Annotated in this window: 14 protein-coding genes and 1 tRNA gene; 11 read left to right on the top strand and 4 right to left on the bottom strand. The window is 59.5% G+C overall.

Features of this window, described 5'->3' with window-relative positions; genetic code table 11:
• Nucleotides 1-298: 298 nt before the first annotated feature.
• The 3 genes from WNY80_RS09395 (at nucleotide 299) to WNY80_RS09385 (ending at nucleotide 9,199) form a co-directional block, all read left to right on the top strand.
• On the top strand, nucleotides 299-1,717 hold the full coding sequence (locus WNY80_RS09395; protein ID WP_342887106.1) for a toll/interleukin-1 receptor domain-containing protein: 1,419 nt from the start codon (nucleotides 299-301) through the stop codon (nucleotides 1,715-1,717).
• Complete coding sequence (locus tag WNY80_RS09390) at nucleotides 1,714-6,630, top strand: tetratricopeptide repeat protein (protein WP_342887105.1); 4,917 nt, start codon at nucleotides 1,714-1,716, stop codon at nucleotides 6,628-6,630. Before WNY80_RS09395 ends, WNY80_RS09390 begins: the two co-directional genes overlap by 4 nt.
• 268 nt (nucleotides 6,631-6,898) lie before the next feature.
• The gene (locus tag WNY80_RS09385; protein ID WP_342887104.1) at nucleotides 6,899-9,199 is read left to right on the top strand and encodes a RyR domain-containing protein; all 2,301 of its coding nucleotides are present in this window, start codon (nucleotides 6,899-6,901) and stop codon (nucleotides 9,197-9,199) included.
• Nucleotides 9,200-9,492: 293 nt separating this feature from the next.
• On the opposite strand, the gene WNY80_RS09380 is transcribed toward WNY80_RS09385, so the two are convergent.
• Nucleotides 9,493-10,311 carry a sugar phosphate isomerase/epimerase family protein gene (locus WNY80_RS09380; RefSeq protein WP_342887103.1) on the bottom strand — a complete coding sequence of 273 codons (819 nt, stop codon included), beginning with the start codon at nucleotides 10,309-10,311 and terminating at the stop codon, nucleotides 9,493-9,495.
• Nucleotides 10,312-10,543: 232 nt separating this feature from the next.
• On the opposite strand from WNY80_RS09380, the gene WNY80_RS09375 reads away from it, so the two are divergent.
• The 6 genes from WNY80_RS09375 (at nucleotide 10,544) to WNY80_RS09350 (ending at nucleotide 17,804) form a co-directional block, all read left to right on the top strand.
• Nucleotides 10,544-11,992: an alkaline phosphatase family protein gene (locus WNY80_RS09375; RefSeq protein ID WP_342887102.1), complete on the top strand. Its 1,449-nt coding sequence runs from the start codon at nucleotides 10,544-10,546 to the stop codon at nucleotides 11,990-11,992.
• 261 nt (nucleotides 11,993-12,253) lie between these two features.
• Entirely contained in the window at nucleotides 12,254-13,858 is a 1,605-nt protein-coding gene (locus WNY80_RS09370) for an ABC transporter substrate-binding protein (RefSeq protein ID WP_342887481.1), read from the top strand.
• Between the two features lie 61 nt (nucleotides 13,859-13,919).
• Entirely contained in the window at nucleotides 13,920-14,945 is a 1,026-nt protein-coding gene (locus tag WNY80_RS09365) for an ABC transporter ATP-binding protein (RefSeq protein ID WP_342887101.1), read from the top strand.
• Nucleotides 14,942-15,943, top strand: a complete 1,002-nt coding sequence (locus WNY80_RS09360; RefSeq protein WP_342887100.1) for an oligopeptide/dipeptide ABC transporter ATP-binding protein — start codon at nucleotides 14,942-14,944, stop codon at nucleotides 15,941-15,943. Before WNY80_RS09365 ends, WNY80_RS09360 begins: the two co-directional genes overlap by 4 nt.
• 5 nt (nucleotides 15,944-15,948) lie before the next feature.
• Nucleotides 15,949-16,884, top strand: a complete 936-nt coding sequence (locus WNY80_RS09355) for an ABC transporter permease (RefSeq protein ID WP_342887099.1) — start codon at nucleotides 15,949-15,951, stop codon at nucleotides 16,882-16,884.
• A gap of 2 nt (nucleotides 16,885-16,886) precedes the next feature.
• The gene (locus WNY80_RS09350) at nucleotides 16,887-17,804 is read left to right on the top strand and encodes an ABC transporter permease (RefSeq protein ID WP_342887098.1); all 918 of its coding nucleotides are present in this window, start codon (nucleotides 16,887-16,889) and stop codon (nucleotides 17,802-17,804) included.
• 472 nt (nucleotides 17,805-18,276) lie between these two features.
• On the opposite strand, the gene WNY80_RS09345 is transcribed toward WNY80_RS09350, so the two are convergent.
• A tRNA-Leu gene (locus WNY80_RS09345) sits at nucleotides 18,277-18,363 on the bottom strand.
• A 295-nt stretch (nucleotides 18,364-18,658) separates the two neighbouring features.
• On the opposite strand from WNY80_RS09345, the gene WNY80_RS09340 reads away from it, so the two are divergent.
• Nucleotides 18,659-19,588 carry a DMT family transporter gene (locus WNY80_RS09340; protein ID WP_342887097.1) on the top strand — a complete coding sequence of 310 codons (930 nt, stop codon included), beginning with the start codon at nucleotides 18,659-18,661 and terminating at the stop codon, nucleotides 19,586-19,588.
• 118 nt (nucleotides 19,589-19,706) lie between these two features.
• Here WNY80_RS09340 and lepA read toward each other — a convergent pair whose 3' ends face one another.
• Complete coding sequence (lepA, locus tag WNY80_RS09335; RefSeq protein ID WP_342887096.1) at nucleotides 19,707-21,515, bottom strand: translation elongation factor 4; 1,809 nt, start codon at nucleotides 21,513-21,515, stop codon at nucleotides 19,707-19,709.
• A 495-nt stretch (nucleotides 21,516-22,010) separates the two neighbouring features.
• Between lepA and WNY80_RS09330 the strand changes: the two genes are divergently transcribed.
• Complete coding sequence (locus tag WNY80_RS09330) at nucleotides 22,011-23,129, top strand: glycosyltransferase family 4 protein (RefSeq protein WP_342887095.1); 1,119 nt, start codon at nucleotides 22,011-22,013, stop codon at nucleotides 23,127-23,129.
• A 52-nt stretch (nucleotides 23,130-23,181) separates the two neighbouring features.
• Here the strand turns inward: WNY80_RS09330 and WNY80_RS09325 are convergent, their stop codons facing one another.
• Complete coding sequence (locus WNY80_RS09325) at nucleotides 23,182-24,744, bottom strand: hypothetical protein (RefSeq protein ID WP_342887094.1); 1,563 nt, start codon at nucleotides 24,742-24,744, stop codon at nucleotides 23,182-23,184.
• Between the last annotated feature and the right edge of the window lie 123 nt (nucleotides 24,745-24,867).

Genomic DNA, 24,867 nt, shown 5'->3' with positions numbered 1-24,867 from the left:
GCCAGCCTGGCCTGCACCAGGCTGCACCACCAGTCCCCTCACCGATACCGATCAGTTTCAGGACATCGGCGTACAGATTGAATGCCAGTCTCTCCCGGTTGCCGGATCGCTAATATGCGGACGAGAATGTTTTAGGAGCGACTGGGAACAGATGAGGGCAAATTCAACCCTCAATCAAATACTTGATGGCGAAAATGTTGCACAACTTCCTCCGGCAGTCCAAGCTGCTCATTGCGCGGAGAATCTATTCACAATGGGCCGATACCGTATATATTCAGCGCGGGGTTAGGGAGTTTTTGTGTCTTTTCTCGATCAGTATCAAAACGATATATTTGTCAGCTACTCACACGTTGACAATCTGGCTGACATGGACGGGCAACAGTGCGTTTCCATGATCGTGCGCCAAATGCGGTCGATCCTGAAACAGCGGTTGAGCCGCGATGGCGTCGAGATCTACTGGGACGACTCGCATCTCAGGGCAAACCAGGTCGTGGATGAGGCGCTTCAAGCGCAAGTGGCGTCATCGGGCATCATGCTTGCAGTGACCTCGCCTGCCTATTTCGACCCGGACAGCTATACGCTGAAAGAACTCGAATGGTTCTTGCAGCAACCCGGTGCGGGGGACCGGCTCTTTGTCCTTGAAGTGCTGCCGGTGGACAATGAAAACGAGATGCATCCGGAGGTGTTCACGCGGAAGCGGTTTCAATTCTGGCAGGCCAGTGGCGGAGCTGTGGGTACGCCGATGATCCTCGATCCGCGCCATGATAGACAGCCCTACATGACCGCGTTGACCGAGTTCTGCGGGCAGCTCCGCGAACGGCTGGTGGGTCTGAAAAAGGAGGCTGGCGGGATTGCGCCGGGTTCCGCCCAGCCTGCAGAACCTGCGGCGACCGTGTTGCTTTGCCAGACCACCGATGATCTTGAATACGAGCGCGGGCAAGTGCGAAGCGCGCTCCAGCAATTCAATATCCGGGTCCTGCCCGAGATGGAATATCCGCAGGGCGGGAAAGAGTTTCGCCAGGCATACGAGGCGGATCTGGCCGAGGCAGGCATGGTTGTTCAACTGATGGGCCGAGCCGGGGGGCGCATGCCTGCGGATATGCCAAACGGGTATCTGTCGTATCAGTGCGATGCGGCGATCAGTGCCGGCAAGCCACTGGTCGCCTGGCGGCATCCAGAAGTGGAGCCGAGCGAGATAGAGAACAGCGTCCATCGCGCGCAGCTTCAGCGGGCAGAGGTAATTACCTGCGGTTTGGAGAGCCTGAAGACCCTGATAGTCAAGTCGCTTGAAGAGCAGAAGCGGCCTGCGCGAGAGGTGCGGTCGTCGCTTATCTTCATCGGGGCCGACCGGACGGACATGCCGCTGGCCAAAGAGCTTTTACAGGCGCTTTCAAAGCGCGGACTTCCGGTGGCAGTCCCGATCTATGAAGGCACACCCGATGAGATCCAGGAGGATCTGACGGAAAACCTGATCGACAGCGACAGCGTGATTTTTGTCCATGGCGCAGCGCCGACAAAATGGGTGCGCAGCTTCATGCGGCGGCTTTCGCGAAGCTTGGCCGACAGGAGCGGGCCGCCTGATTGTACGGCCATGATCAAGGCGCCGCCACCCAAGTCCGAGGGTGTCAATTTCTCGTTTCCGAACCTCCAGATCATCGACTGCACTGATGGCTTCGACGTTGAGCGCATCATTTCCCAAATGGAACCGAAGCTTTGAGCAGGGCTGGCGAGCGTCTTCCGTATCCGGGCCTCCGCGCGTTTAACCGCGACGAGGCGGACCTGTTCTTTGGGCGCGACAAGGCGGTCAACGACCTTATCCGGCGGCTTTCCGATACACGGTTTCTGGCCGTGCTGGGCGCCTCTGGGACGGGCAAGTCGTCGCTGGTGCGGACGGGGATGCTGGATGGGCTCGAGCTGGGCCTGCATCCGGCTGGTGCAAACTGGCTCTTTTGCGACATTGCACCTGGCGGACAACCGATCCGAAGTCTGGCGCGCGGGCTTTTGCAGGTCGCCGCGGAGGAAAACGGCACGGACGACGTCACGCCGGACGATATCGAAACGCTTGAATGGTTCCTCCGCCGTGGCCCGCGCTCGCTGATTGAGTGGCTTGACGAAGGGCATGTTCCGGATGACGTGCAGCTTCTGATCTTGGTCGATCAGTTCGAGGAGCTTTTCCGTTTTTCGAATTACGAGGGCCGGGAAGTCGCCGAAGCTTTCGTCAAGCTGCTGATCCATGCGAGCCGGGAAGAGGGCAGCCGCCTCCATATCGTGATCACAATGCGCTCGGAGTATCTGGGAGCCTGCGTGCTGATCCCGGAACTGGCCGACACGATCAATTCGGGTTCATATTTGACCCCGCGCATGGACCGTGACAGCTGCAGGAAGGCGATCGAGGGCCCGGCCCGCATGTATGGGACGGATATCGAGCCCGCACTTGTTACGAGGCTTTTGAACGACCTCGACCGGTTTGCGCCGTTTGACGAGGAAATCGGCGAGGACCAGCTTCGCACGCTTTCGCGTCGCTCGGACCAGTTGCCGGTCATGCAGCACGTGCTGAACCGGGTCTGGCAGGCCGAGGCGGCTGATGGCGTTCCGGGTCCGCTCAGGCTTGAGTCCTATGAGGGCTTCGGCGGAATCAACGGCGCGCTCAACCGGCATGGCGAGGAGGTTCTTGCGAGCCTCTCTGGTGTTGACAAGACAGGGCCTGAAAAGGTTTTCCGCGCGCTCGTCGATGGCGCGACCGTGGCGTCGAGCGGGCGCCGGGCGCTACCCTTTTCGAAGCTGGTGCGGGAGGTCGGCCTGCCTGAGACCGAGGTCAGGCAGATTGTCGAGATGTTCCGCCGGCCGGACGTGAATTTTCTCCGCCCGCCGCCGGAAGAACCGCTCGAGCCTGACACGATCATTGATATCAGTCACGAGAGTCTGATCCGCCAGTGGTCACTCCTTTCGGACTGGTTGCTGAACGAGGCACGGGGCGCTGCAGTCATTCGCCGCGTTGCCGAGAGCCAGTCGCGCTATGCGAGCGGTGAAGGCGAGCTCTTGTCCGGTCTGGATCTGGCGAACATCCGAAGCTGGTGGGATACGGACCAGCCCTCGCCGGAATGGGCGGCGCGGTATGTGGACAATTTCGACGCGCTGGAAAGTTATCTCCACAAGGCGCGGGAGACTGAGGACGAGCTGGCTGCCAAACGGCAACGACGCCAGCGGCGCGAGCGGCATCGGTTATGGGCGTTTTCGGCGGTGACGTCGGTGATCGCGATAGTTGCCGGGCTCTTCTTCCTCGATGCCCGTGAAAAGAGCGAAGAAGCCCAACGGATGGGCGCGCAAGCGCAGTCGAGCGAAGAAGACATGCTGGCGGCGACCGAATCGCTGGCGATTGACCTTGTCGAGCGGCTGGAGAAAGATCGAAGTATACCGTTGCAGGCGAAATACGGACTGATCCAGAACACCGAGGCGGCGTTCCGGACCATAACCGCGAACCGGGCGACCGACCCGAATTTTGTCGACAAACGGGCTGATTTCCTTTTGGCCAGTGTCGTCGCACTGAGCCGGGGCGGCTTCTGGCATGAGGCCGAGGACTACGCGTACCGGCTGGAAAAGCTGGTGACGCAACCACCTTCACAGTGGACACCCAGCCTGGACTTCGAACTCCGCTCAGCGGTCGCGCTTGCTGAGATGCACCGGATGGGCGCGCGACGGGATCATGCGGTCCGCTGGCTTGCAATAGCGGAGGAAAAGCTGGGGTTGGTGGATAGCGAGGCGCCTGAATATTTCAGTCAAGCGGCGCTGGTACACAGGCAAGACGCGCGGGTTGCGCTGCAGTGGTTCCAGTATGAGCGCCAACTCCAAGCAGCGGACACGGCATACCAACGTTTCCGTGCGCAGCGTTCAATGCTTGAGTCCAACATTGGCCAGCGCATGCGCGCCCAGCAACCCGAGCGCTTCAAGAGTGCTGAAAATACCCTGGTCGAATACGCGTCCACAGTCATCGAAATGCAGAGGGGCGCGGGCCAAGCAATTGTTCAAATTGATGCCCATCGGCGATTTGACATCGACTTCAACCAGCTTGTCCAGAACACCGAAGATGTTCTCGGGTTTATGCGCGGAGTGCCTGACGTTGCCGGTCAGGCACTCTCGGAAGCGCAGGTTTTGTTGCACCTGTTGAAAGCGCAGGGTCTTAATCAGAACGATCCGAGCGTTCCCGGCGCTGTTGATGAAATCGATAATGCTGTCCGTCTCCTGGAGGACCTAAGCGCCCAGGATCCAAGCAACCGCTTGCACCGCGTATATCTTATGCAGGCTCTCATGCTTCGTGGCGACTATTCCAAAGACTCTAGCCAATTCGGTCAGGCAACGGCGGACCTGGATGCTGCTGAAGAGCTGTTGGTTGACCTCCGTGCGCGCGGAATGGCGTGGACGGATCGCGTACAATGGGAACCGTGGATCTATTTCCGTCGGTGGGAGCTCGCTAGAGCTCAGTCCAAAACTGGTTTCCGCTCACATTGGGAGCGAGACCGGATGGTTCAAAGCATCAAGAGCATTCGGTCGGAACCAAACGTCGATCAAAGCCTTGTTGCCTTCACGGGAGTCGCCCATGCCTATGCCGATCTGACCATGCATTTTGACGGGCATCTTGATTTTGACGAAGTCACCGACACGGTTGAAAGCTCGTTGGCCGCTATGCCGACGGAAGAAGAGAATGGAAGCGAACCCTATTTCTGGCTCATGCAACGCCAGTACATTTATCGACAGCTCCTCTTCATTGGACCTGAGAAACTTGGCCAGGAGGCGTGGCAAGAGGCATTTGAAAACGCGATCGCTGAAGTCGAGCGATTACTCGAAATCGCGCCTGGCGCGTATAGGCCAACGTACAATCTCATCAGCCATCATTGGAACGCTGCAGCGGATCAAGTTGACGACGGAGACGAACTGGCCGCGCTCGATTCGTACAGGCTTGCCTTCGACGCAGCTTTCGATGGCAGCAAGCTCAAGGACCTCCGCGATGACGAGCTAGACACACTGTTGAGTGATTCTGTTAAGCTTCTTCGCAACCTCGTCATAAACGGGGATATCGGGTTCGCGGAAGATGACCTCGTGCGTACGGTGACGTTTCTGGACTACCACTTGACCCGCAAGGAGAGCTTTCGCTCGATCCTTGAGGCCAAAGCGCAGTTTGATGCTCTTGAGAATGAACTTGTGGGTCTCGCAGACAAATGGAAACCGTCAGCTCAGGTCTCGCAGAACGGATTGGCCCAGCGTTTGCGTGAGCTTGCACCAACAATTGGTGAGCGGCTGGCTGAAATCCAGTTGCTGGAAATCGACAAGACTTCGGATGAATCGGCCACCACCGCCGACATCGAGGAAGTCCGCGCCCAAATTCGCGAGCTAAACATCGACAAGAACCTGCTGGACGACGGGCTTGTCTACTGGGTGCGGCCACCATTGATGGCCGCAGTCTGGCAGACGCTGGAGGGTGACGTTTTTGACGACATGAAAAGCTTGCTGGAACAGGCGATTTCCAGCGGCGAGGTGTCTTATATTCGCGTGGCTGAGCTTTCATTTTATAAGAAGGCGGAGCTGGTTGAGGCGCAGGTTGGCGCAGGGCCTCGGGCCCGGATCTTTGCCTTTATCGTGGATGGGAAACGCAACATTTTCCGCCTCAACGGAACATCGCCTCCGATCCATGAGATGAATGCCAAGGCTCCGATCAGTCTCGAAACCAGGAACCAGGTTGCGGCATATATCCGGTTTTTCACGCATTATGTGAATGGACCCGAGGGAAGCTTCTCGATTGTCGAAAGTACCTCGGAAATTCCATTTGCAGAAACGGCAGATACTTCCGAGCACGAGCGAGCGCAGAAAGTTCTGCGGCCTTTCGTTGTCTGGAAGCACCCGGACACGCCAGGGCGTTGGCAGGCCGCGGCAACTGTTTATTACGGACGGTCGCTCTTTCACGCCATCTTCGAAGTCCAGCCAAATGGCATGATCGAAATGCTCAATGACAAGCCGATCGTATCCAACCTCGAAGCAAGCCTTATCCGGGTGTCGGATCGGGAGAACGGGGTTCGGCTTGGCGGGGAGAGTGTCGGGCGTTCAATCTCGTTTGACCGCCTGGACTTGAAGCGCCACGAAACCGATCCGGACCGGATCGCAACCGTCATTGCAAGAAGCTCAGACCTGTCAGAGGAAGACGCCTCACGGTTCCGGCGGGACTTTGTGCTCCCGGTACTGGGAGAGGCCTTTGTTAAGCAATACTCAAACCATGGTCGCGATCGCAATGCTATTGCCTACGATCTGTTGGTGGCTGATGTTGAGCTCGATCTGGCGCTCAGTTTGGCCAGACTTGCCGTCGAGAAAGAGCCTGGAAATCCCTACTATGCTGATACACTCGGTTGGGCGCTATTGAAGTCTGGAATGACGGAAGAGGCAATTGTGGAGTTGGAGCGGGCGCGGGACGGGGACCCGAATCAAGCCGAAATACGGGCGCACCTGGCGCAGGCTTATCGGATTTCGGGACGGATTGAGGATGCCCGGGCAGCGGTAAACACAGCGCTCAGCATGACGGTTAGTGCGTTCTGGAAAGAATTCCTGCAGGAAGAACTCCGATTGATCAATGCGGCGAATGAGTAAGCCAGGGTGGACCTTTCGCGGCGTCGTTCCGGTTCCGATGCTCGTTTAAGCGGCGTTTCATTCGAAGGCCAAGGGGTCCTTCCCATTTGCCTGAACCCGGACGGTATGTTGCCATATGCTGCCCGGGAGAAACGCACCGGGAGGAACTTGCTTCGATACGCAAGACCTACGGATATAAAATGCGCAATGGCAGGCGCTGGCGCTCCGGTGTGCGAGAGATCGCAGCCAAAAAGGCCATCGGTGCGCGGCGCAACTCAGGAGGCCGCCAGTGACTAGAATTCCGCGTCTGACGCTTGCAATATCTGTTGGTCTTCTCGGCGTCACGCTTGTTTTGGGGCTTTGGGGGTGGAGCCAGTACTATGCGGCCGACCCTAGGCACAACTTCTTCGACGCGCTCTACCATACGCTTCTCGCGATCACCGGTGACTATACGTATGTGGTCGTCGAAGAGGGAAAGCCGCTTAATCTTAAAATCGAGATCGCACGGTTTACCGGGTTCATGGCAACGATTTCGGCGATCTTCGGTGTCGCCGCGCTCTTTCTTCACAACCAGATTATGCGCCTCGTCGCGACGTGGCGTAAGGATCATATCGTAATTGTCGGGGCGTCCGATTTCGTGATCGACACCTATAAACGCGAGAAAATCACTCTCTTTGAGACGGAAGAGAATGTAACCCGTTTCGCGCCACTGCAGCCCGACACCATCGTGCTGGTTGGGCCGCTGACCAAGAGCACGGCCACGGGGCCAACGCTTGGTCGGCCGAAGGCCGTTGTCTTTGGCGGTAGCGACACAGCGCAGAATGTCGAGCGCGCGCAGATTTGGCTGTCCGAGCGGGAGGAAACCGATGAGATGCCGGAACTGATCCTTCAGGTCGAGGATGGATCAGTGGCTCGCGACCTGCAGCTTTTTTCTGGCAAGTTCCGCAAAGCCAAGCTGATCTCGCGATCCGATACGATTGCGCGTGCGCTGATCACGTCGATGGCACCGACGGATCTGGCAAAGACGCGGGCGCAGGATCATGTGCACCTTGTCCTGATTGGGCTTGGCAGCGTGAACCTTGCCGTTGCGGAAGAGGCCGCCCTGCGCTGCCATGACCATAATCTCGGGCCGCTGCGGCTGACCATCATCGATGTCAAGATTGACGGGGCGCATGCGCGAATTCGGCGCGAGCGTCCGAAGCTGTACGATCTTGAGCGGGCAGGGGTTACGGTGAAGTTCATCGAACTCGATGCTCTTGAATGCTGTTCGTCCGACAGGGTCAAAAACCTGCTGGATGACGAGGCGAAATTTCCGATCACGGCCTTGGTAGTCTCGACGGGCAACGACACGCGCAACACGGCGATCGCGATGCGGCTGCGTCAGCTTCAGACCGAGAGGATGTGCCTCCGCGCGCCGATCTTCATGCGTAGCGACTCACTGGCATCGGTGTCGGCGAATGTCGTCCGGGATCTGACGTCGGGTGTAGTGCCTTTCGGCGGCTCGCGCCTCGATGACGAGGACTTGGAGCTTGACCGGCTCTATCATGACCTTGCGGAAGCAATTCATGAACGCTGGCGCGCACTTGGGAAACAGCCGCCCGACCCGGATACGGCGTGGGAGCAGCTGTCAAATCTTGAGCAGCGACCCAATTACCGGGCGGCGTTATCGGCGGTCGAGCTCTTTTACGCGGCCGGGTTCGTGCCGCCGGTGGGCCGGAGGGTCGCGGGCCTGCGGGTGTTTGGCCAGGCTGCGAATGATACCCTGGGGGATGATGACCTGATCCTGAAGCTCTCGGAAAGGGAGCATAACCGCTGGATGGCAGAGCGAACGATGGAGGGCTATCAGCGCACCGACGGGTATCGCGATGACGAGAAGAAGCTGCATCCGTTGATCCAGCCGTTCGGGGATTTGCCCGAAGCGGAAAAGCTGAAGGATGAAGTCAATGTCAAGGAGACCATCAGCCGCGGCATCGAACAGTATGAGGCGGCGGATAATGCCCCATGCTGGCGCATGCGCCGACGGATCGGGCTGGTGGGCCCGTTGACAGTTGATGCGAAGAAGACCGAGGAAGATGTCGTCGGTGCGTTTAATCAGCTGATCGCGGAGGAGCCCGGTCTCGCCGATTGCGACCTTGAGATCATGACGCCGAATGCGCCGGGCTTTGACCGTCTGGGCGCGATTGCGCTCGCCACGGCGTGGAAGGCACGCACGGACCGCCCGGCGCGGCTTCTTCTCTTGAACGTGGCTGATCCCGCCTTGGTGGACAGGATTGCGGCGGAGCATGTCGCAGACGATGAAGATGCGCGCAAGGCCGCGGTCAAGAGAATGGAATCCGAGACCGAGACGTTAAGCGCGTTGGAAGCAGAGGGCCATCTGATCCGCACAGTGGATTGCCGCCCGCTCGGCATATCGAACGCAGATCTGGATCACGACCGGACAGCTTACGGGACCGGGATAGAGCGCGTGCAGGACCGTATTCTGGCCCAAGCCGACATGATGATCTTCGACCATGAAAACGGCGCGAGTTGGACGCAAAAAGCCATAACGAGGTGGGCGGCGCTCGAGAAACGTGAGGCGATTGTGTTGTGATCGTGGGTCTGCGCAGTTTCAAGACTTCAGACGTGATCTCGAGGGCATCCCGGCGCGCGAGCCACTTCCCCGGTGGCAACGTACCTGTCTTGACCACATGAGCGGCCTGCCAGCGTTGCTTGCTGTTGATGTTGGTTTTTCGGCGGGATTTGATCTTTTCCATCTGGATCAAATCCCGCCGAAAACCAAAAAACGAATGATGTTCGGTCGTCTTTACGCGTGAATAGCGTTGCTATTTCGATTGTGACAAGACCCGATACCCAGCCCTATGCCGGCGAAATCGCCAGTGTTGATTATTGCCCAAGCCCGAGTGATTTCAGATAGGCAACCGAAGCTGGGATCTTGGATTTGTCCCGGATTTCAACGATCAGGCGCGGGTTGGACGACAACGCACCGAGAGCGGCAAACACCGAATGCCAGCGAATGATCCCTTCGCCAAGGCTCCAGTGACGGTCCGCGTAACCATCGGCGTCCTGCAAGTGGACGTGTTGCAGCAAGTTGCCTGCTGCCCCGACGTAGTAGTCAACCGGAGGGGCACCGGTAGAGCCATGCGCGTAGCAGGCATGGCCCGTATCGATCGACACTGCGATCGCCTCTGACTCGAAGCTTTTCACCAGTTCCACACGGGCATGCGGATCAACGTCCTCGATGTTCTCCACGACGAGAACGCAGCCAATGTCTTCGGCGCGTTTGACCACGTCGGCAATGGTGTCGTGTGTCCGCTCAACGACCGAGGCGCGGGCATTCGGCAGGTTGTCGAGGTTGTTGTAATCCCAGGTCGAGAATGGCGAATGGATAACCATCTGGTTGGCGCCGATCGCTTCGCAGACATCCAGACCCTGGTGAAAACGCCGGCGGACGATGTCGCGCACATCGGGATCCTGGGAAGCAATGTTGAAGCCCCAGAACGGGCCGTGAATGCCGATGCGGCCTTCGTGGCCGGCGAGCAGTTTGCGTGCGTGTGCTGCCGCTGAAGCCCAATCGCCATTGAGCAGATTGGCGTCAAAAAAGTCCTGAATCTCAATGTCGCGCGGCAATTCACGCATGAAATCATAATGGGTTTCATAGTTGGCGATTGTTATCGCCGCGCCGATTACAGGCAAATCACTCATGGCCAGGCCTTCCCTTGATTGGGCGAGGTCGATCGGGCCCCGCATGCGTGGTCCGCTATACCGCTGGTCATGTGACAGGCAGATATCAGAACCGTGACGGATCGATGAAGCTTGGCGGGGAAACACGTTTTTCCGCCGCCTGTAGCATGGCTGTCGTATCGCGGGTGCATGGGTACAGGGGGGTAGGAACGAGAAACAGGAGACAAAAGCAGTGTCAACCAAAGTCGCACGTGTGGTCATCGCCGTCTTTGACGGGCTGCGGCCCGACCGCATTTCAGAAGAGCTGACACCCAACCTGCACCGCTTCGTGACTGACGCGCTTTGGTACCGCGAGGCCCGTTCGGTGTTTCCATCCATGACCCGTGTTGCCACCACCAGTTTCGCAACCGGATCACACCCGACCCAGCATGGCGTGGTCAATAACGCCTTTTTCCATCCGGCAATCAGCGGCGGAGAGCCGCTCGACACGTCACGTGCGGCCCATATAAGAGCTGCAAACGCCTGGCATGATGGTGAGTTTGTAGAGGCCAAAGCCATTGGGTGCGCGCTGGCTGCCGCCGGCAAGCGTTTGGCTGTCGTGCATTCAGGATCCGCAGGGTCTGCCTGGCTTCTCAATCATCGCGCCAAGGAGCATGGCCACTGGACTTTTTCGATCCATGGACGGGATCACACGGATACGCCCGAGGCCGTTGATCAGTCTATCGAGCACTTTGGCCCGCTTCCCGCCGGGAAATCGCCAAAGCTTGATGAGGCAACCTACGCCACGCAGGTACTGACAGAGCTGGTGTTGCCGAAACTGGAACCCGATGTAGCCATTATTTGGTACTCGGAGCCCGACACTTCCTATCATTTCCACGAGATTGGTTCCCGGGAATCTGATCTGGCGACCGCGCATGTCGATGCGAGTTTCGGCAAGATCCTGGACGCTGTCCACGCCTCGGACCAGTCGGAAGACACATTGCTGATCGTCATGAGCGATCATGGGCAGATCTCGACCACCTCCGCGTTCGATCTTGTTGGTGCGCTTGGGGACAAGGGCTTTGACGCCGGATATCGGGCTGAGCCGGGCACGGATGTGCTGGTGACGCCGGGATCCGCTGCCGGATTGACGTTGATCAATCAGGACAGGACGCGGCTGCAAGCCCTCGGATGCGCGCTGATGGACATGCCGGAAACAGGACTTTTGTTCTGCGGCACTGACGAGAATGGTGAACCGGTAATCGATGGTGCGTTTGACCGCGCTCTGGTCGGCGCTGATCATCCCCGCTCGCCAGACCTGTACTGGGTTGGACGTTCGTCGATTGAAGCTGATCAACATGGTTTGGCTGGCGCTGGCATTTACACAACCGGGGTCAACGTCCCGGTCGGAGGCGGCATGCATGGCGGCCTTAACCCCCATGAGATGAATACGCTGTTAGCCTTTGGCGGTGCGGGCATGCCGGCAGGGTGCGTCAACGACCACGCCAATTTGACCGACATCGTTCCGACCGTTCTGGCCCTCCTGGGAGTTGACCGTCCAGCGACGATGACGGGCCTTCCGCTTGATGCGGTACTCGGGAAGCAGGCTCCCGAACCCCGTGAGCGTCGTCTCGAGGCCGGGGCCGGTGAATTCAGGCAGTTCCTCTTGCTTGCTGACGATGACGGGCGGCAGCGCATTCCGGTCTGCGGCGGGCGCATCTGAAAGCTGTCTTCATCGCCAGGCCCACACCGAGTGTGCCGGCTCCCGTGAGCGTGAATTGTCATGAAAACTTTACCAAGACGAATCCTGAACGTCACACACGGGCCGTACCTGTTGCCGTGTCTTCGGGGCCGCACGCGGACCTTGGGCGAGATCATGAGATTTACAAACACGCACGAATGCGAAGTTGAGGAACGGAACATGACCCACTGCCGCAAGCCAAAAGGCGCCATGATGATTGGCGCATATCTACTGGCAACAACCATGCTCACCTTGCCCGGTCAGGCATTGGCTCAGGAGCGTCCTGAAATCACTGTTGCTGTCCAGCAGATCGTCAACGCCGGCGCACTTGATGTGCTGCGCGAACAGTCCAACGTCGGCGCCCGGGTTTTCTACTCGATCTTTGAAACGCTGATTGACTACGACCGTCAGAACGCTGATCTGCCGCAGAAGCCGGGTCTCGCCACCGAATGGAAGCGCATTGACGAAAAGACCGTGGAGCTGAAGCTGCGCCCCGGCGTCAAGTTCCACAATGGCGACGTGATGACTGCCGACGATGTTGTGTTCACTTTCTCCAAGGAACGTTTCGGCCTTCTCGACGAGCAGGACAATGCCCGCAAGGACGGCAAGACGCTGTTTACGTCGAGCGCCAGCACCGTCGCTGGCGGCAAGGTTCCTCCGGCTGAAGTCGCAGCCGTTGCCAAGCGTGCCTGGCCCAATCTCGACCGCGTTGAAAAAGTCGACGACATGACAGTCCGCTTTGTCTCGACTGTTGCCGACCCGACGCTTGAAGGCCGCATCTCCCGCTACGGCGCGGAAATCCTGTCCAAGCGCGCCTATGAAGAAGCCGAATCCTGGCTTGCCTTCGCCCAGAAGCCTGTCGGCACCGGGCCTTACAAGGTTGTCGAATTCAAGCCTGACAACATCCTCGTGCTTGAAGCCCATGACGACTACTGGGGCGGCACGCCGCCGGTCAAGACCTTGCGTTTTGCCGTGGTTCCGGAAGTTGCCAGCCGCGTGAACGGTCTTCTTTCGGGTGAATATGATTTCATCACCGATCTGCCGCCGGATCAGATCAACACGGTGGAATCCAACGCCAAGTTTGAAGTTGTCGGCGGCCCGATCACCAACCACCGCCTGATGGTGTTCGACAAGAACAATGGCCCGATGCAGAACCCCAAGATCCGCCAGGCCATGACCCACGCGATCGATCGCGACACCATCGTTGAAACCCTTTGGGGTGGCCGCACAGCGGTGCCGGCCGGTCTGCAGTGGTCGTATTACGGCGACATGTTCCTGTCCGACTGGACGGTGCCGGAATACGACATGGAACTGGCCAGGAAGCTGGTCCGGGAATCCGGTTACAACGGTGAGGAAATCACCTTTCGGGTTCTCAACAACTACTACACCAACCAGGTTTCGACAGCGCAGATCAACGCTGAATCGTTCCGTCAGATCGGTCTCAACGTGAAGATCGAGATGAAGGAAAACTGGCAGCAGATCTTCGATACGGAAAGCGGCCCGCGCATGGTTCGCGACTGGTCGAACTCGGCGCCCTTCCCGGACCCGGTGTCTTCCATCGTCAACCAGCATTGCCAGAACGGCCAGCAGCAGCAGGTCGGCGAATGGACCAATGAAGAGTTCAACGAACTCTGCATCAAGCTGGAAACCTCGACCGATCTCGAACAGCGCCGCGCGGCATTCCGCCGGATGCTTGAAATCGCCGAGCGTGAAGATCCTGCCTACACGGTCATGCACCAGAGCGCGATCTTCTTCGGCAAGCGCAAGGACATCGAGTGGAACTGGTCCGGCCTGCAGTCGATGGACTTCCGCCCCGACAATTTCCGCGTCGTCGCGCCGGGCAACTAGAATCTTTGGGCCGGGGCGCATGACGCGCCCCGGCCTTTCCTATGCAACAGGGAACGAGCCAATGGAAACGCTTCTGTCGATCAGGGATCTGACGATTGATTTTGATCAGGGAAAACGGTTTGTCAGGGCGCTCCACGGCGTCAATCTCGACGTTGCGAAGGGCGAAGTCCTCGGTGTGGTCGGCGAATCCGGCTGCGGCAAGTCAATCACATGGCTGGCAGCTCTGGGGTTGCTGGGCAGCCGGGCGCGCATTTCGGGTTCGGTCCGGCTCGATGGTCAGGAAATTGCCGGAGCGGCCGAAGATGATTTCTCCCGCTTGCGTGGCGGGCGCATTGCCATGATTTTCCAGGACCCTTCGAGTTCTCTCAATCCGGTTCATCGCATTGGCCGGCAGATCAAGGAGGCGCTGAAATTGCACCGGGGCATGACCGGTGCATCCGCCAGCGCCGAAGCCGCCCGCCTTCTTGACCAGGTAGGTATTGCCAATGCGACACGCCGGTTGCGTGAATACCCGCACGAGATGTCGGGCGGTATGAACCAGCGGATCATGATTGCCATGGCACTGGCTGGTGAACCCGAACTGCTGATCGCTGATGAACCGACGACCGCGCTGGACGCGACCATTCAGGCGCAGATCCTTGATCTGCTGACCGAACTGCGGCGCGACACCGGTATGGCGCTGGTTCTGATTTCGCACGATCTCGGCGTTGTTGCAGATATGAGCGACCGCGTGGCGGTGATGTATGGCGGCCGGGTGATCGAGGAAGCGGATACCGGTTCGCTGTTTGATAGCCCCGCACACCCTTACACCCAGGGACTTATGGCGGCGCTTCCGGATATTGATGGTCCCCGCCGCCGCCTGGAATCAATTCCTGGAACCGTACCGGCTCCCGACCAATTGCCACCAGGCTGCAGCTTTGCGCCACGGTGCGCCATCGCCAGCAAGATCTGCGATGCCAGGATGCCGTCATTCCTGCCTTTTGGCGATTCGCAAAGTCACTTTGCCGCTTGCGTCAAATGCCGGGACGAGATGCCGGTCGCAGCAGCGCCGCTTTCTGAAGTCAAGCGTACGTTGGTGCCGGCATGAGCGGCCTGCTGCGGGTGGATGATCTCAAGCGGCACTACGAGGTGCATGTCCCCGGGGGCCTGTTTGGCCGGAAGGCGTCGCTCAAGGCTGTCGACGGCGTGTCCTTCTCCATTGAAAAGGGCAGGACGCTTGGCTTGGTGGGTGAATCAGGCTGTGGCAAATCGACCACGGCCAAGCTGGTGCTGGGCCTGATTCCGGCGACCTCAGGCACGGTTGAGTTTGCCGGAACACGCGTGACGGCCCGTCACGATGCCGATTGGCGGGCGCTGAGGCGTCGGATGCAGATGATCTATCAGGATCCGCTTGGAGCTCTGGACCGCCGTCTTCCGGTGATAACCCAAATCGGCGAGCCTTTCGAGATTCACAATTCTGAAATGCCGGCAGCAGAGCGAACTGAACGCTCCGCACTCTTGATGGAGTCTGTCGGGCTCAGGCCGGATATGGCGATGCGCTACCCGCACGAGCTTTCAGGCGGACAACGCCAGAGGGTGGTCATCGCAAGGGCGCTGGCGCTGGAGCCGGATCTCCTGGTATGCGACGAGCCGGTCTCGGCTCTTGACGTGTCGATCCAGGCGCAGGTTCTCAACCTGCTCGATGATCTGCGCGAGCGCACCGGGTTTGCCGCTCTTTTCATCAGCCATGACCTGAAGGTCGTGCGCCAGATGTCTGATCGCGTCGCTGTCATGTATCTTGGGCGCATCGTGGAAGCGGGCCTTCCGGAGGATGTCTTCCGGCGTCCCCAACATCCCTACACAAAGGCCCTGGTCTCGGCCATTCCGACACCTGCACGGCGTGGAAAACGTGAGCGCATCGTGCTTGAGGGAGATCCTCCTAGCCCGGTTGATGTGCCCTCGGGTTGCAGCTTCCATACCCGCTGCCCGATTGCGCAAGCCTCCTGCCGGAGCGAGGTTCCCCAGCTGGTGGAAAGTGGCGGCCATGCCGTGGCCTGTCATCTCGTCAATGCGGGCGCCGCGCCTGCAGTGCAGGCAGCGGAGTAGAGACCATGGTTCAGTATCTCTTGATGAAGATCTTCCGTGCGCTTGTGACGGTGACGCTTATTGTTTCGGCAGCATTCGTGGTGCTGCGGCTGTCGGGGGATCCGGCGATCATCATTCTCGGGCCGGAAGCTCCGCCCGAAGCCTTTGAAGCGTTCAGACGAAACTGGGGCCTCGATCAACCGATCTGGGTGCAGTATTTCAGGTATTTCATGGCGGTCTTCCATGGCGACCTCGGCAACTCCATGCGCGATGGACGTTCGGCGCTTGTCGTGGTGGGCGAGCGCATTCCGCTCACTCTTGCCATCACGCTGCCCGCGCTTTTCATCAAGCTGTGCATCGGATTGCCGGCCGGTGTGACGGCTGCGCTTTACCGCAACACCTGGGTGGACCGGCTGATCATGATGATGTCGGTGGCCGGATTTACCGTTCCCAGTTTCGTGCTGGGGCTGGTTCTGGCGATGATCTTCGCGGTCTGGCTCGGTTGGCTGCCCTCGGGTGGATCGGATACCTGGGCGCATGCGGTGCTCCCAACCGTGACCATGGGGCTGGTCGGCGCTGCCGTGATTGCCCGCTTCACGCGGTCGGCCATGCTGGAAGTGCTGGGACAGCCCTACATCCGTACAGCCTCCGCCAAGGGATTGCTTTGGCGCGATGTGGTTCGCAACCATGCCCTGCCAAATGCTGCGATCCCGACGCTGACGATAGTTGGCTTCCTGGTCGGTTCACTGGTGGCAGGTGCAGTCGTGGTGGAAAGCGTGTTTTCCTGGCCGGGCGTCGGGCGGCTCCTGGTCAATGCGGTCGCCAACCGAGATCTGGCGGTGGTTCAGGTGATCCTGCTTCTTGTTGGTCTGACCATGGTCGGGGCCAACCTTGCCGTCGACATCCTCTACGGGATCGTCGATCCACGTCTCCGCATCAAACGGCTTCAGGCCGGGAGCTGACAATGACGATTGATACCACACCAAACCTTGAACCGGCCACTTCCGCCGAGGCCGGCGGAAGCGTCTTCACTGCCAAGAGCAGGCTCCGGTCCTTTTTCGAGGCATGGCCGCCGCTGGTGTTGATTGCGCTTCTTTGGCTCGGGCTAATTGTCGTCGTGGTGATTGGCGCCATGTGGATCGCGCCTTACGACTTCATGGCGCTTGATCTGCGAGCACGGCTGATCCCTCCGGTCTTCATGGGCGGCCACTGGGCCCATCCTCTGGGAACAGACGAGCTGGGACGCGACGTCCTGTCCCGACTGATTGTCTCGATCCGGATTTCGATGGTGATTGCGTTCCTGTCGACCATTATCGCCGCCATTGTCGGGGTCACGTTGGGGTTTGTCGCGGCCTATTTCCGCGGTCGTGTCGAGCAGGTCATCCTGATGCTGATCGATGCCCAGGCCGCCATGCCGTTCATGATCATCGCGCTCGCCGTTTTGGCTTTCCTTGGCAGTTCGCTGATGTTGTTCACAATATTGATGGGCTTTTACGGATGGGAGCGGATCGCCCGCATCTCCAGGGGGCTTGCGATTTCCGCCTATGAACGCGGCTACGCCACCGCTGTACGCGATCTCGGGGCGACACCGTTCCGGATCTATTCGCGGCATATTCTGCCCAACATAGCTTCAACGCTGATTGTCTCTCTGACATTGAACTTTCCGGAAGTGATCCTGCTTGAATCGGGCCTCTCCTTCCTCGGCCTCGGGGTGCAGCCGCCCATGACTTCGCTTGGCAACATGGTTGGTTATGGCCGCGACTATATCCAGTCAGCCCCGTGGATCATGCTGGCGCCAAGCGCGGCAATCGTTGTGACAACCCTGTCGATTTCTATTCTCGGGGACTGGATGCGCGACAAGTTCGATCCGACTCTCGATTGAGACACGTTTTCACTTTGGCTTGAACGCCTTTTGTTGAAAGTCATGTTTCTCGCCTCGACGGGACGACCGACAAGGTGCCAGAATTTCTGAACTTGTCAGCCAGTGAGCTGCAGAGCATCTCGTCGTTGTGCCATCGAAGGGGTGTGCGCTAGAGTTGGAGCCGCCGACTCGAGCGGCAGATCGGTTGTTAATCAATCGGGCGCGAGGGCAACTTCTTGTTGAATACCAGGATGATCTCGCCCGCCAGGTATCCCGCGAGCCTTCACCGTGGGACGCCGTGACTAAACGTTGCTTGTGGCCGGCCCTCTTCACCCACCAGCATGTGATGGCATGGTGCTGCGATGCCATCAAATTCTCTGGATGCCATCACACGCCGATGGACTAAGAGGGACGTGAAACCTGCCAAACCCAACAAAAAACCCCGCTTTCGCGGGGTTCTTTGGGTTTTCCGGGATGGTCCGGAACAATGAATTGGTGCCCAGAAGAGGACTCGAACCTCCACTCCCTTGCGAGAACTACGACCTGAACGTAGCGCGTCTACCAATTCCGCCATCTGGGCATTGGCGCGGATTTAGGGGGTCTGCGCGGCTGTGTCAACGGCAGAATGCAAAGCTGCCTCAATTATCTTTCTGGCGGTGCGAAATTCCTGATCCTGTCCTCGGCATTTCAGGCCGCCAGTCGAAAAGCGGCAGCCCGGCCTGCCAGCGGGCAACGCTGCGTTGGAAATCCGCTGGCCAATCCGCTCACAGCTCAACCTGTCTGTTCCCGTCGTTGAATGTCGCGCTACTCGGCTTCTCAAGTCCGATTATTGTCAGTATGGAATATTGATGGATTCCCGAAGTTCGCTCCCAGGCATGGCACCACAGTCAGATCTTTCCCCCGCCGGCCGGTCACCTGCTGGCGATGCCAGGCGCGGTGTGGTGCTGGTGTTTGGCGCAGCGCTGCTCTGGAGCTTCGGCGGCGCCATAGCGCGTGGGCTGGAGGTGAGCGACCCGTGGACGATCATCGCCTGGCGGGCAGCCTTTGCGGCACTGTTTTTGATCAGCTTCATGCTGTGGCGTGACGGGGCATCGGGCACGTTCCGCCTTTTCCGGAGCATGGGGTTCCCCGGTCTCGGCGTTGCCCTCTGCGTGGCCGCGGCCACCACGTCCTTTGTCGTGGCGCTGGGCTACACCAGTGTCGCCAACATCCTGCTGATGCAGGCCGGTGTGCCACTGATTGCGGCGCTGCTCGGTGTGGTTTTCCTGCGCGAAGCGGTCGATGGCGTCACCTGGGTGGCAATTGCCGCGGTGATTGCCGGTATCGGCGTGATGGTGTCGGATTCCTTCACCACCAGCGTCTCTTTCATCGGCGATGGACTGGCTTTGTTGATCGCGGTCGTGTTCGCGGCTGCCACGGTCATCACACGCCGCTATTCGGGTGTGCGAATGACGCCGGCGGCCTGTCTCGGCATCATGACCAGTGGCACGGTGGCATGGCTGTTGTCGTCAGGCATGCGGATCAGCATCCAAGATCTTGGGCTGCTGGTGTTGTTTGGTGCGGTCACGCTGGGCTTTGGCATGGCCATGTTTGTCACCGGCGCGCGGCTGATTCCCTCTGCGCTCGCCGCACTGATATCCACCATGGAGCCCGTGCTGGGTCCTGTCTGGGTCTGGTTGATCCATGCCGAAGTGCCGGCGCCCAGAACGCTGCTGGGCGGCGGAATCGTATTCCTGGCACTGCTTGGCCATATCCTCTGGCAATGGCGCCGGAGCCGCCGCACGGCGTTGCCGCTGCCGAATTGAACGGCAACGATACGGGCGATTGTAAACTGGTGCCGTCGACAGGATTGCGCACGCAAACACATGCGCAATGGACGCTGAAACTATGCCTTCAAAACGGTCCGCTTGACCGCGACAGGCATCAGTCGCCGATCTTCAGCGCCTCTATGAAGGCTTCCTGCGGGATGTCGACCTTGCCGAACTGGCGCATGCGTTTCTTGCCGGCCTTCTGCTTGTCGAGAAGCTTGCGCTTGCGGGTGGCGTCGCCGCCATAGCACTTGGCGGTCACATCCTTGCGCATTGCCGAAATCGTCTCGCGCGCCACCACCTTGCCGCCGATGGCAGCCTGGATCGGGATCTTGAACATGTGCCGGGGGATCAGGTCCTTGAGCTTTTCGCACATGGCGCGGCCGCGTTTTTCCGCGGCCGAGCGGTGCACCAGCATCGACAGCGCATCCACCGGCTCGTCATTGACCAGGATCGACATTCTGACCAGATCGCCTTCCTGATAGCCGGTGATCTGGTAGTCGAAGCTGGCATAGCCCTTGGAGATGGACTTCAGCCGGTCGTAGAAATCGAACACCACCTCGTTCAAGGGCAGCGCATAGGTGACCATCGCCCGCTTGCCGACATAGGAGAGGTCGGTCTGGATGCCGCGGCGGTCCTGGCACAGTTTCAGGATCGCGCCGAGATATTCGTCCGGCGTCAGGATCGTCGCCTTGATCCAGGGCTCCTCGATGCTCTTGATCTTGACCACATCGGGCATGTCGGCCGGGTTGTGCAACTCCAGCACGTCGCCATTGGTCATGTTCATCCGGTAGACCACCGACGGGGCGGTGGCGATCAGGTCGAGATTGAACTCGCGTTCCAGCCGTTCCTGGATGATTTCGAGGTGCAAAAGCCCTAGGAAGCCGCAGCGGAAGCCGAAGCCCAGCGCAGCCGAGGTTTCCATCTCGAACGAGAACGAGGCATCATTGAGCCTCAGCTTGCCCATGGCGGCGCGCAGGTCTTCAAAGTCCGCAGCATCGACCGGAAACAGGCCGCAGAACACCACCGGCTGCGCCGGCTTGAAGCCCGGCAGCGCTTCTGCAGTCGGCCGCTTCTCCTCGGTGATGGTGTCACCGACGCGGGTGTCGGCCACTTCCTTGATCGAGGCGGTGATGAAGCCGATCTCGCCCGGACCCAGCGTATCGACGGTCACCAGCTTCGGGGTGATGATGCCGATCCGCTCGACCGTGTAGCGGGCATCGGTGCCCATCAGCCGGATCTGCTGGCCCTTTTTCATTTCGCCGTCGATGACGCGCACCAGCACGATGACGCCGAGATAGGTGTCGTACCAGCTGTCGACCAGCATCGCTTTCAGCGGATCCTTCACATCGCCGCCCTTTGGTGGAGGCAGTCGCTTGACGATAGCCTCCAGCACATCGGGTATTCCGATGCCGGACTTGGCTGAAATCATCACCGCGTCGGATGCATCAAGACCGATCACTTCCTCGATCTGTTCCTTGATCCGCTCGGGTTCGGCGGCCGGCAGGTCGATCTTGTTGAGCACCGGCACGATTTCGTGGTCGGCATCAAGGGCTGCATAGACATTGGCCAGCGTCTGCGCTTCGACGCCCTGGCTGGCATCAACCACCAGCAGCGAGCCTTCGCAGGCCCGGAGCGACCGCGACACCTCGTAGGCGAAATCGACATGGCCCGGCGTGTCGATCAGGTTTAGCACATACATCTCGCCATCCTGGGCCTTGTAGTGCAGACGCACCGTCTGGGCCTTGATGGTAATCCCCCGCTCTTTCTCGATATCCATGGAATCGAGAACCTGCTGGCTCATCTCGCGATCGGCAAGGCCGCCACAGGTCTGGATCAGCCTGTCAGCCAGCGTTGATTTGCCGTGATCGATATGAGCGACGATCGAAAAATTGCGAATATGGGATAGGGGCGTGTTGGTCATAGCTCGCGATTTAGCAGTCCGGTAGAAAAAGGCAATCGCGGAAACAGATTCAATGCATGACGCAGACACAAACATTTCCAGTGCCGGAGCTCTCGATTGCAGAAACCGGAAGTCCCGGCGGGTCGTTGCGAAGTCCGCAGATGCCCTTTTCGCTGAAGCCGGGCAGTCGATCCCGGGAGAATACAAAGCCGCAGTTCAGCCGTTGCTCGCATCGTCGGACGATGCCGGTTTGCAAACCGGAGTGCCACAGTTATACAGGCCGGGAGCCGGGGCGATGTTGGCCGGATACCAGGTGAACGTGGTCCCGGAGCCAGCCAGTTCCGGTTGGCATCCCGGATTTGCGGTGCGAATTCAAGTGTCCTTCGCGTCGCCGGCATTTTGCAGGAAAAACGAATTGACCATATCCCGCTTTGCCGAGCCGGGGACAATCCATGGCCGGCGGGATGGCGCAGAAGATAGAGAGATTTAATGCAGTCAGATGGCAAAAAGCTTCGCTTGATCCTGTTTGTATCCGAAGACTGGTTCTTCCTGTCTCATTTCCTTGATCGCGCCCGGCTGGCTCAGCGATCAGGATACAGCTGTGTCATCGTCGCGCGTGACAACGGATCGGCGGACAAGATCAGGCAAATGGGATTTGAGTTTGAATCCGTGCCGATTGACCGGCGGGGTCTCAATCCTTTTGCGGCGATAAGGGATTTTCTGTCCATTCGGGCGATTTTCAAGCGCCACCGCCCTTGGGTCGTTCACAATGTCGCTCTCAAGCCGATCGTGCTGGGAGCGCTTGCGGCCAGGTCGCTCGGCATCACCCGGATCGTCAACGCGCCGGTCGGCATGGGGTATTTCTTTTCCTCGTCGGCACTGCGCGCGCAAATACTCAAGCCGCTTCTCTACCTGGCCTTGAAGCTGTCTCTCAATCCTTCCGGCAGCAAGGTGGTCTTCGAAAATTCCGATGATCTGGAAGCCCTGGTCGACAGCGGCGCGATCCGGCGGCGCGATGCCAGGCTCATTCCCGGTGCCGGCGTCGATACGGCCCTGTTCAGGGTCCACCCCGAGCCGGCTGGTCCACCGGTGGTGGTTCTGGTCGCGCGCATGCTGGTTGACAAGGGGGTGCGTGAATTTGTCGAGGCTGCACGGATCCTCAAGCGCGACGGCGTGCCGGTGCGGATGCAGCTGGTCGGTGCGCCGGATCCGAACAACCGCGGCACGGTCGGCGAAGACGAGCTGAAAGCCTGGGCCGAGGAAGGAATCGTGGAATGGCTCGGCCACCGGACCGACATTGCCGGGATTCTTGCCAACAGCCACATCGCCTGCCTCCCCTCCTACCGGGAGGGGTTGCCCAAGTTCCTGCTGGAGGCCATGGCCAGCGGCAAGCCGATTGTAACCACCGATGTTCCCGGCTGCCGTCAGGCGGTTCAGGACGGCATCAACGGTCTGCTTGTTCCTGCACGTCAACCGGAACCACTCGCGGCAGCACTGGCGTCGTTGTGCGGTGACGCGGCCCTGCGGCACAAATTGGGAACCGCAGGGCGCGAGCTCGCTGAAAACCTGTACGCCAATGAGCCGATCGGGCAACAGACGTTAGACGTCTACAGGGAATTGCTCGACGCGGAGTGAATCCCGGCGGTCATGTCTGCCGAGGGGCAAGACCGCCGGACACCGGCGCGTATCAGGCCTTCGATGGCACATTCTTCGCAGCAAGCGACTGAATGAAGGCCACAAGCTCGTCCGGAGCGTGTTCTGGCTGGCGCCGGTCACCGGCCTGGCGATGCGGCAGCCTGGCCAGTTCGCCCGGTATATCCGTTTCCGCGTCCATCAGCTTGAACAGCTCCGGAGGAACATGGGCTCCAAACAAGGCGGCCGCATAGGGCTGGGTCGCAAGCGTTGGAACGCCCATTGCCGCGGCCTCGAGCGTAACTGCGGAGAACCGGGTAAAATGCGCATCGACCCGCGACAGGATCAGTGGCAGCAAAACACCGGATGCAAGCTCGATATCGTAGCGGCTTGGGTCCAACCCGTCGGCGCCGAGCAACGGTCGGTCCCGTTCCGCGGGATGCCTGCGAATCCAGCAAAAAGTGTCGTCAGGCAATCTCCTCACGAGATCGGCAATCCACGCATCGGCATTGGCATCATCCGAAGAGATCAACACTTCGCGCTGAAACGACCCGGCCCGTTTGGCCAGTGCGGCTTCCTGATTGCAAATGGTTTGGTCCAGCGCAGTGGGGTGGCCCGGTGCTGTTGCGGGGTGCGCCCTCGCCAATGCCGGAAGCAGATTTCCCACAGGTCCCAGAGCAAGAAACCTTGGGTCGCCGCGGTCCTGTACCGACCAGGAGACCAAAGCTTCGGGTGCCGTGTTGAACCGTGAAAAATGATGCAGTTGCCCTTGCGCGGTCAGGGCGCATGGGCGCTCGGCGCCATGTTCGATCTCGACAACAGCGGTTCCGCGTGCCCGTGCGGCTGCCGAAAGCCCGGCTGACCACCAGTAGCCGCCAGCGACGATAACCAGGGTCTTCGGGTGACCCTGCTGGTCAAAGACCTCGCCAAATGAACGGAAGGCGGACAGCATCAGATCAACCTGGCGGGCAAACCACATCATCAGGAAAGCCGGCTTGAGCTGTAGCAGTACGCCGATTTCGACAAGGGATTGGCGCATGCCCGGCATGTCGTCGAGCTGCCCGAGACTCTGCCGTCCGTTAAGCGCCTTGGCCTGAATATCATTCATGATGGCCGCGATGCCGCTTGTGGGCTGCTGGACCAGCCTTGCCAGCACGTGATCATCGGAACCGGCGTCAATCAGCCATTGCACCGTATCCTGGCCTGCGGCACGCAAGGCCAGCGAAGGCACATCCAGGGGCGGGATGACGTGATAATCCCCGATCCCGCGACCATGATGCCTTGTGCCAACCAGCAGGATGGCGTCAGACAATTTGTGGGTGATGATCCGCGGCGGGGCTGCATGCCGGCGCTTGAACAGTCTGGCGAGGGATGGACGTATCCTGTAATCCGCATGGATGGCAGCCTGCCACGCCTTGCTGCCAACCCGGATCCGGCCACGGCGATAGCCAATATCGATGTGCAGCGCCAAGCCGGCGATCACCGTCACGAACAGGGGCCAAAGGTCGAGACCGTCAATCCGCCACGCCGTCACGTCGGTGGAGCGCGGAATATCCAGCAACACCTTGTCCAGCCGGGACAATCTCTGGTTCGACAATTTGTCCATATGCGGTGTCATGGCGATTTCTGCGGTATGGCCGCGATCATTGTAGGCGGTTCCGGGATGTTTGGTGGTCGACGACTAGCAAGGAAACGGCTGTCCGACAAACCCATTTGATCCACGCCGCGTCCCGCGGAGGTA

Source organism: Hoeflea sp. AS16 (assembly GCF_038900095.1).
Lineage (GTDB): Bacteria > Pseudomonadota > Alphaproteobacteria > Rhizobiales > Rhizobiaceae > Hoeflea.
The sequence above is the reverse complement of the archived record's forward strand: the minus strand, read 5'-3'. Positions and strand labels throughout refer to the sequence as shown.

Bases quoted from the DNA above. Each gene is read 5' to 3' on its own strand.
- WNY80_RS09365 (WP_342887101.1), top strand. From the start codon at position 13,920: ATGGAAACGCTTCTGTCGATCAGGGATCTGACGATTGATTTTGATCAG.
- lepA (WP_342887096.1), bottom strand. From the start codon at position 21,515: ATGACCAACACGCCCCTATCCCATATTCGCAATTTTTCGATCGTCGCT.
- WNY80_RS09350 (WP_342887098.1), top strand. From the start codon at position 16,887: ATGACGATTGATACCACACCAAACCTTGAACCGGCCACTTCCGCCGAG.
- WNY80_RS09355 (WP_342887099.1), top strand. From the start codon at position 15,949: ATGGTTCAGTATCTCTTGATGAAGATCTTCCGTGCGCTTGTGACGGTG.
- WNY80_RS09360 (WP_342887100.1), top strand. From the start codon at position 14,942: ATGAGCGGCCTGCTGCGGGTGGATGATCTCAAGCGGCACTACGAGGTG.
- WNY80_RS09380 (WP_342887103.1), bottom strand. From the start codon at position 10,311: ATGAGTGATTTGCCTGTAATCGGCGCGGCGATAACAATCGCCAACTAT.
- WNY80_RS09340 (WP_342887097.1), top strand. From the start codon at position 18,659: ATGGCACCACAGTCAGATCTTTCCCCCGCCGGCCGGTCACCTGCTGGC.
- WNY80_RS09325 (WP_342887094.1), bottom strand. From the start codon at position 24,744: ATGACACCGCATATGGACAAATTGTCGAACCAGAGATTGTCCCGGCTG.
- WNY80_RS09370 (WP_342887481.1), top strand. From the start codon at position 12,254: ATGCTCACCTTGCCCGGTCAGGCATTGGCTCAGGAGCGTCCTGAAATC.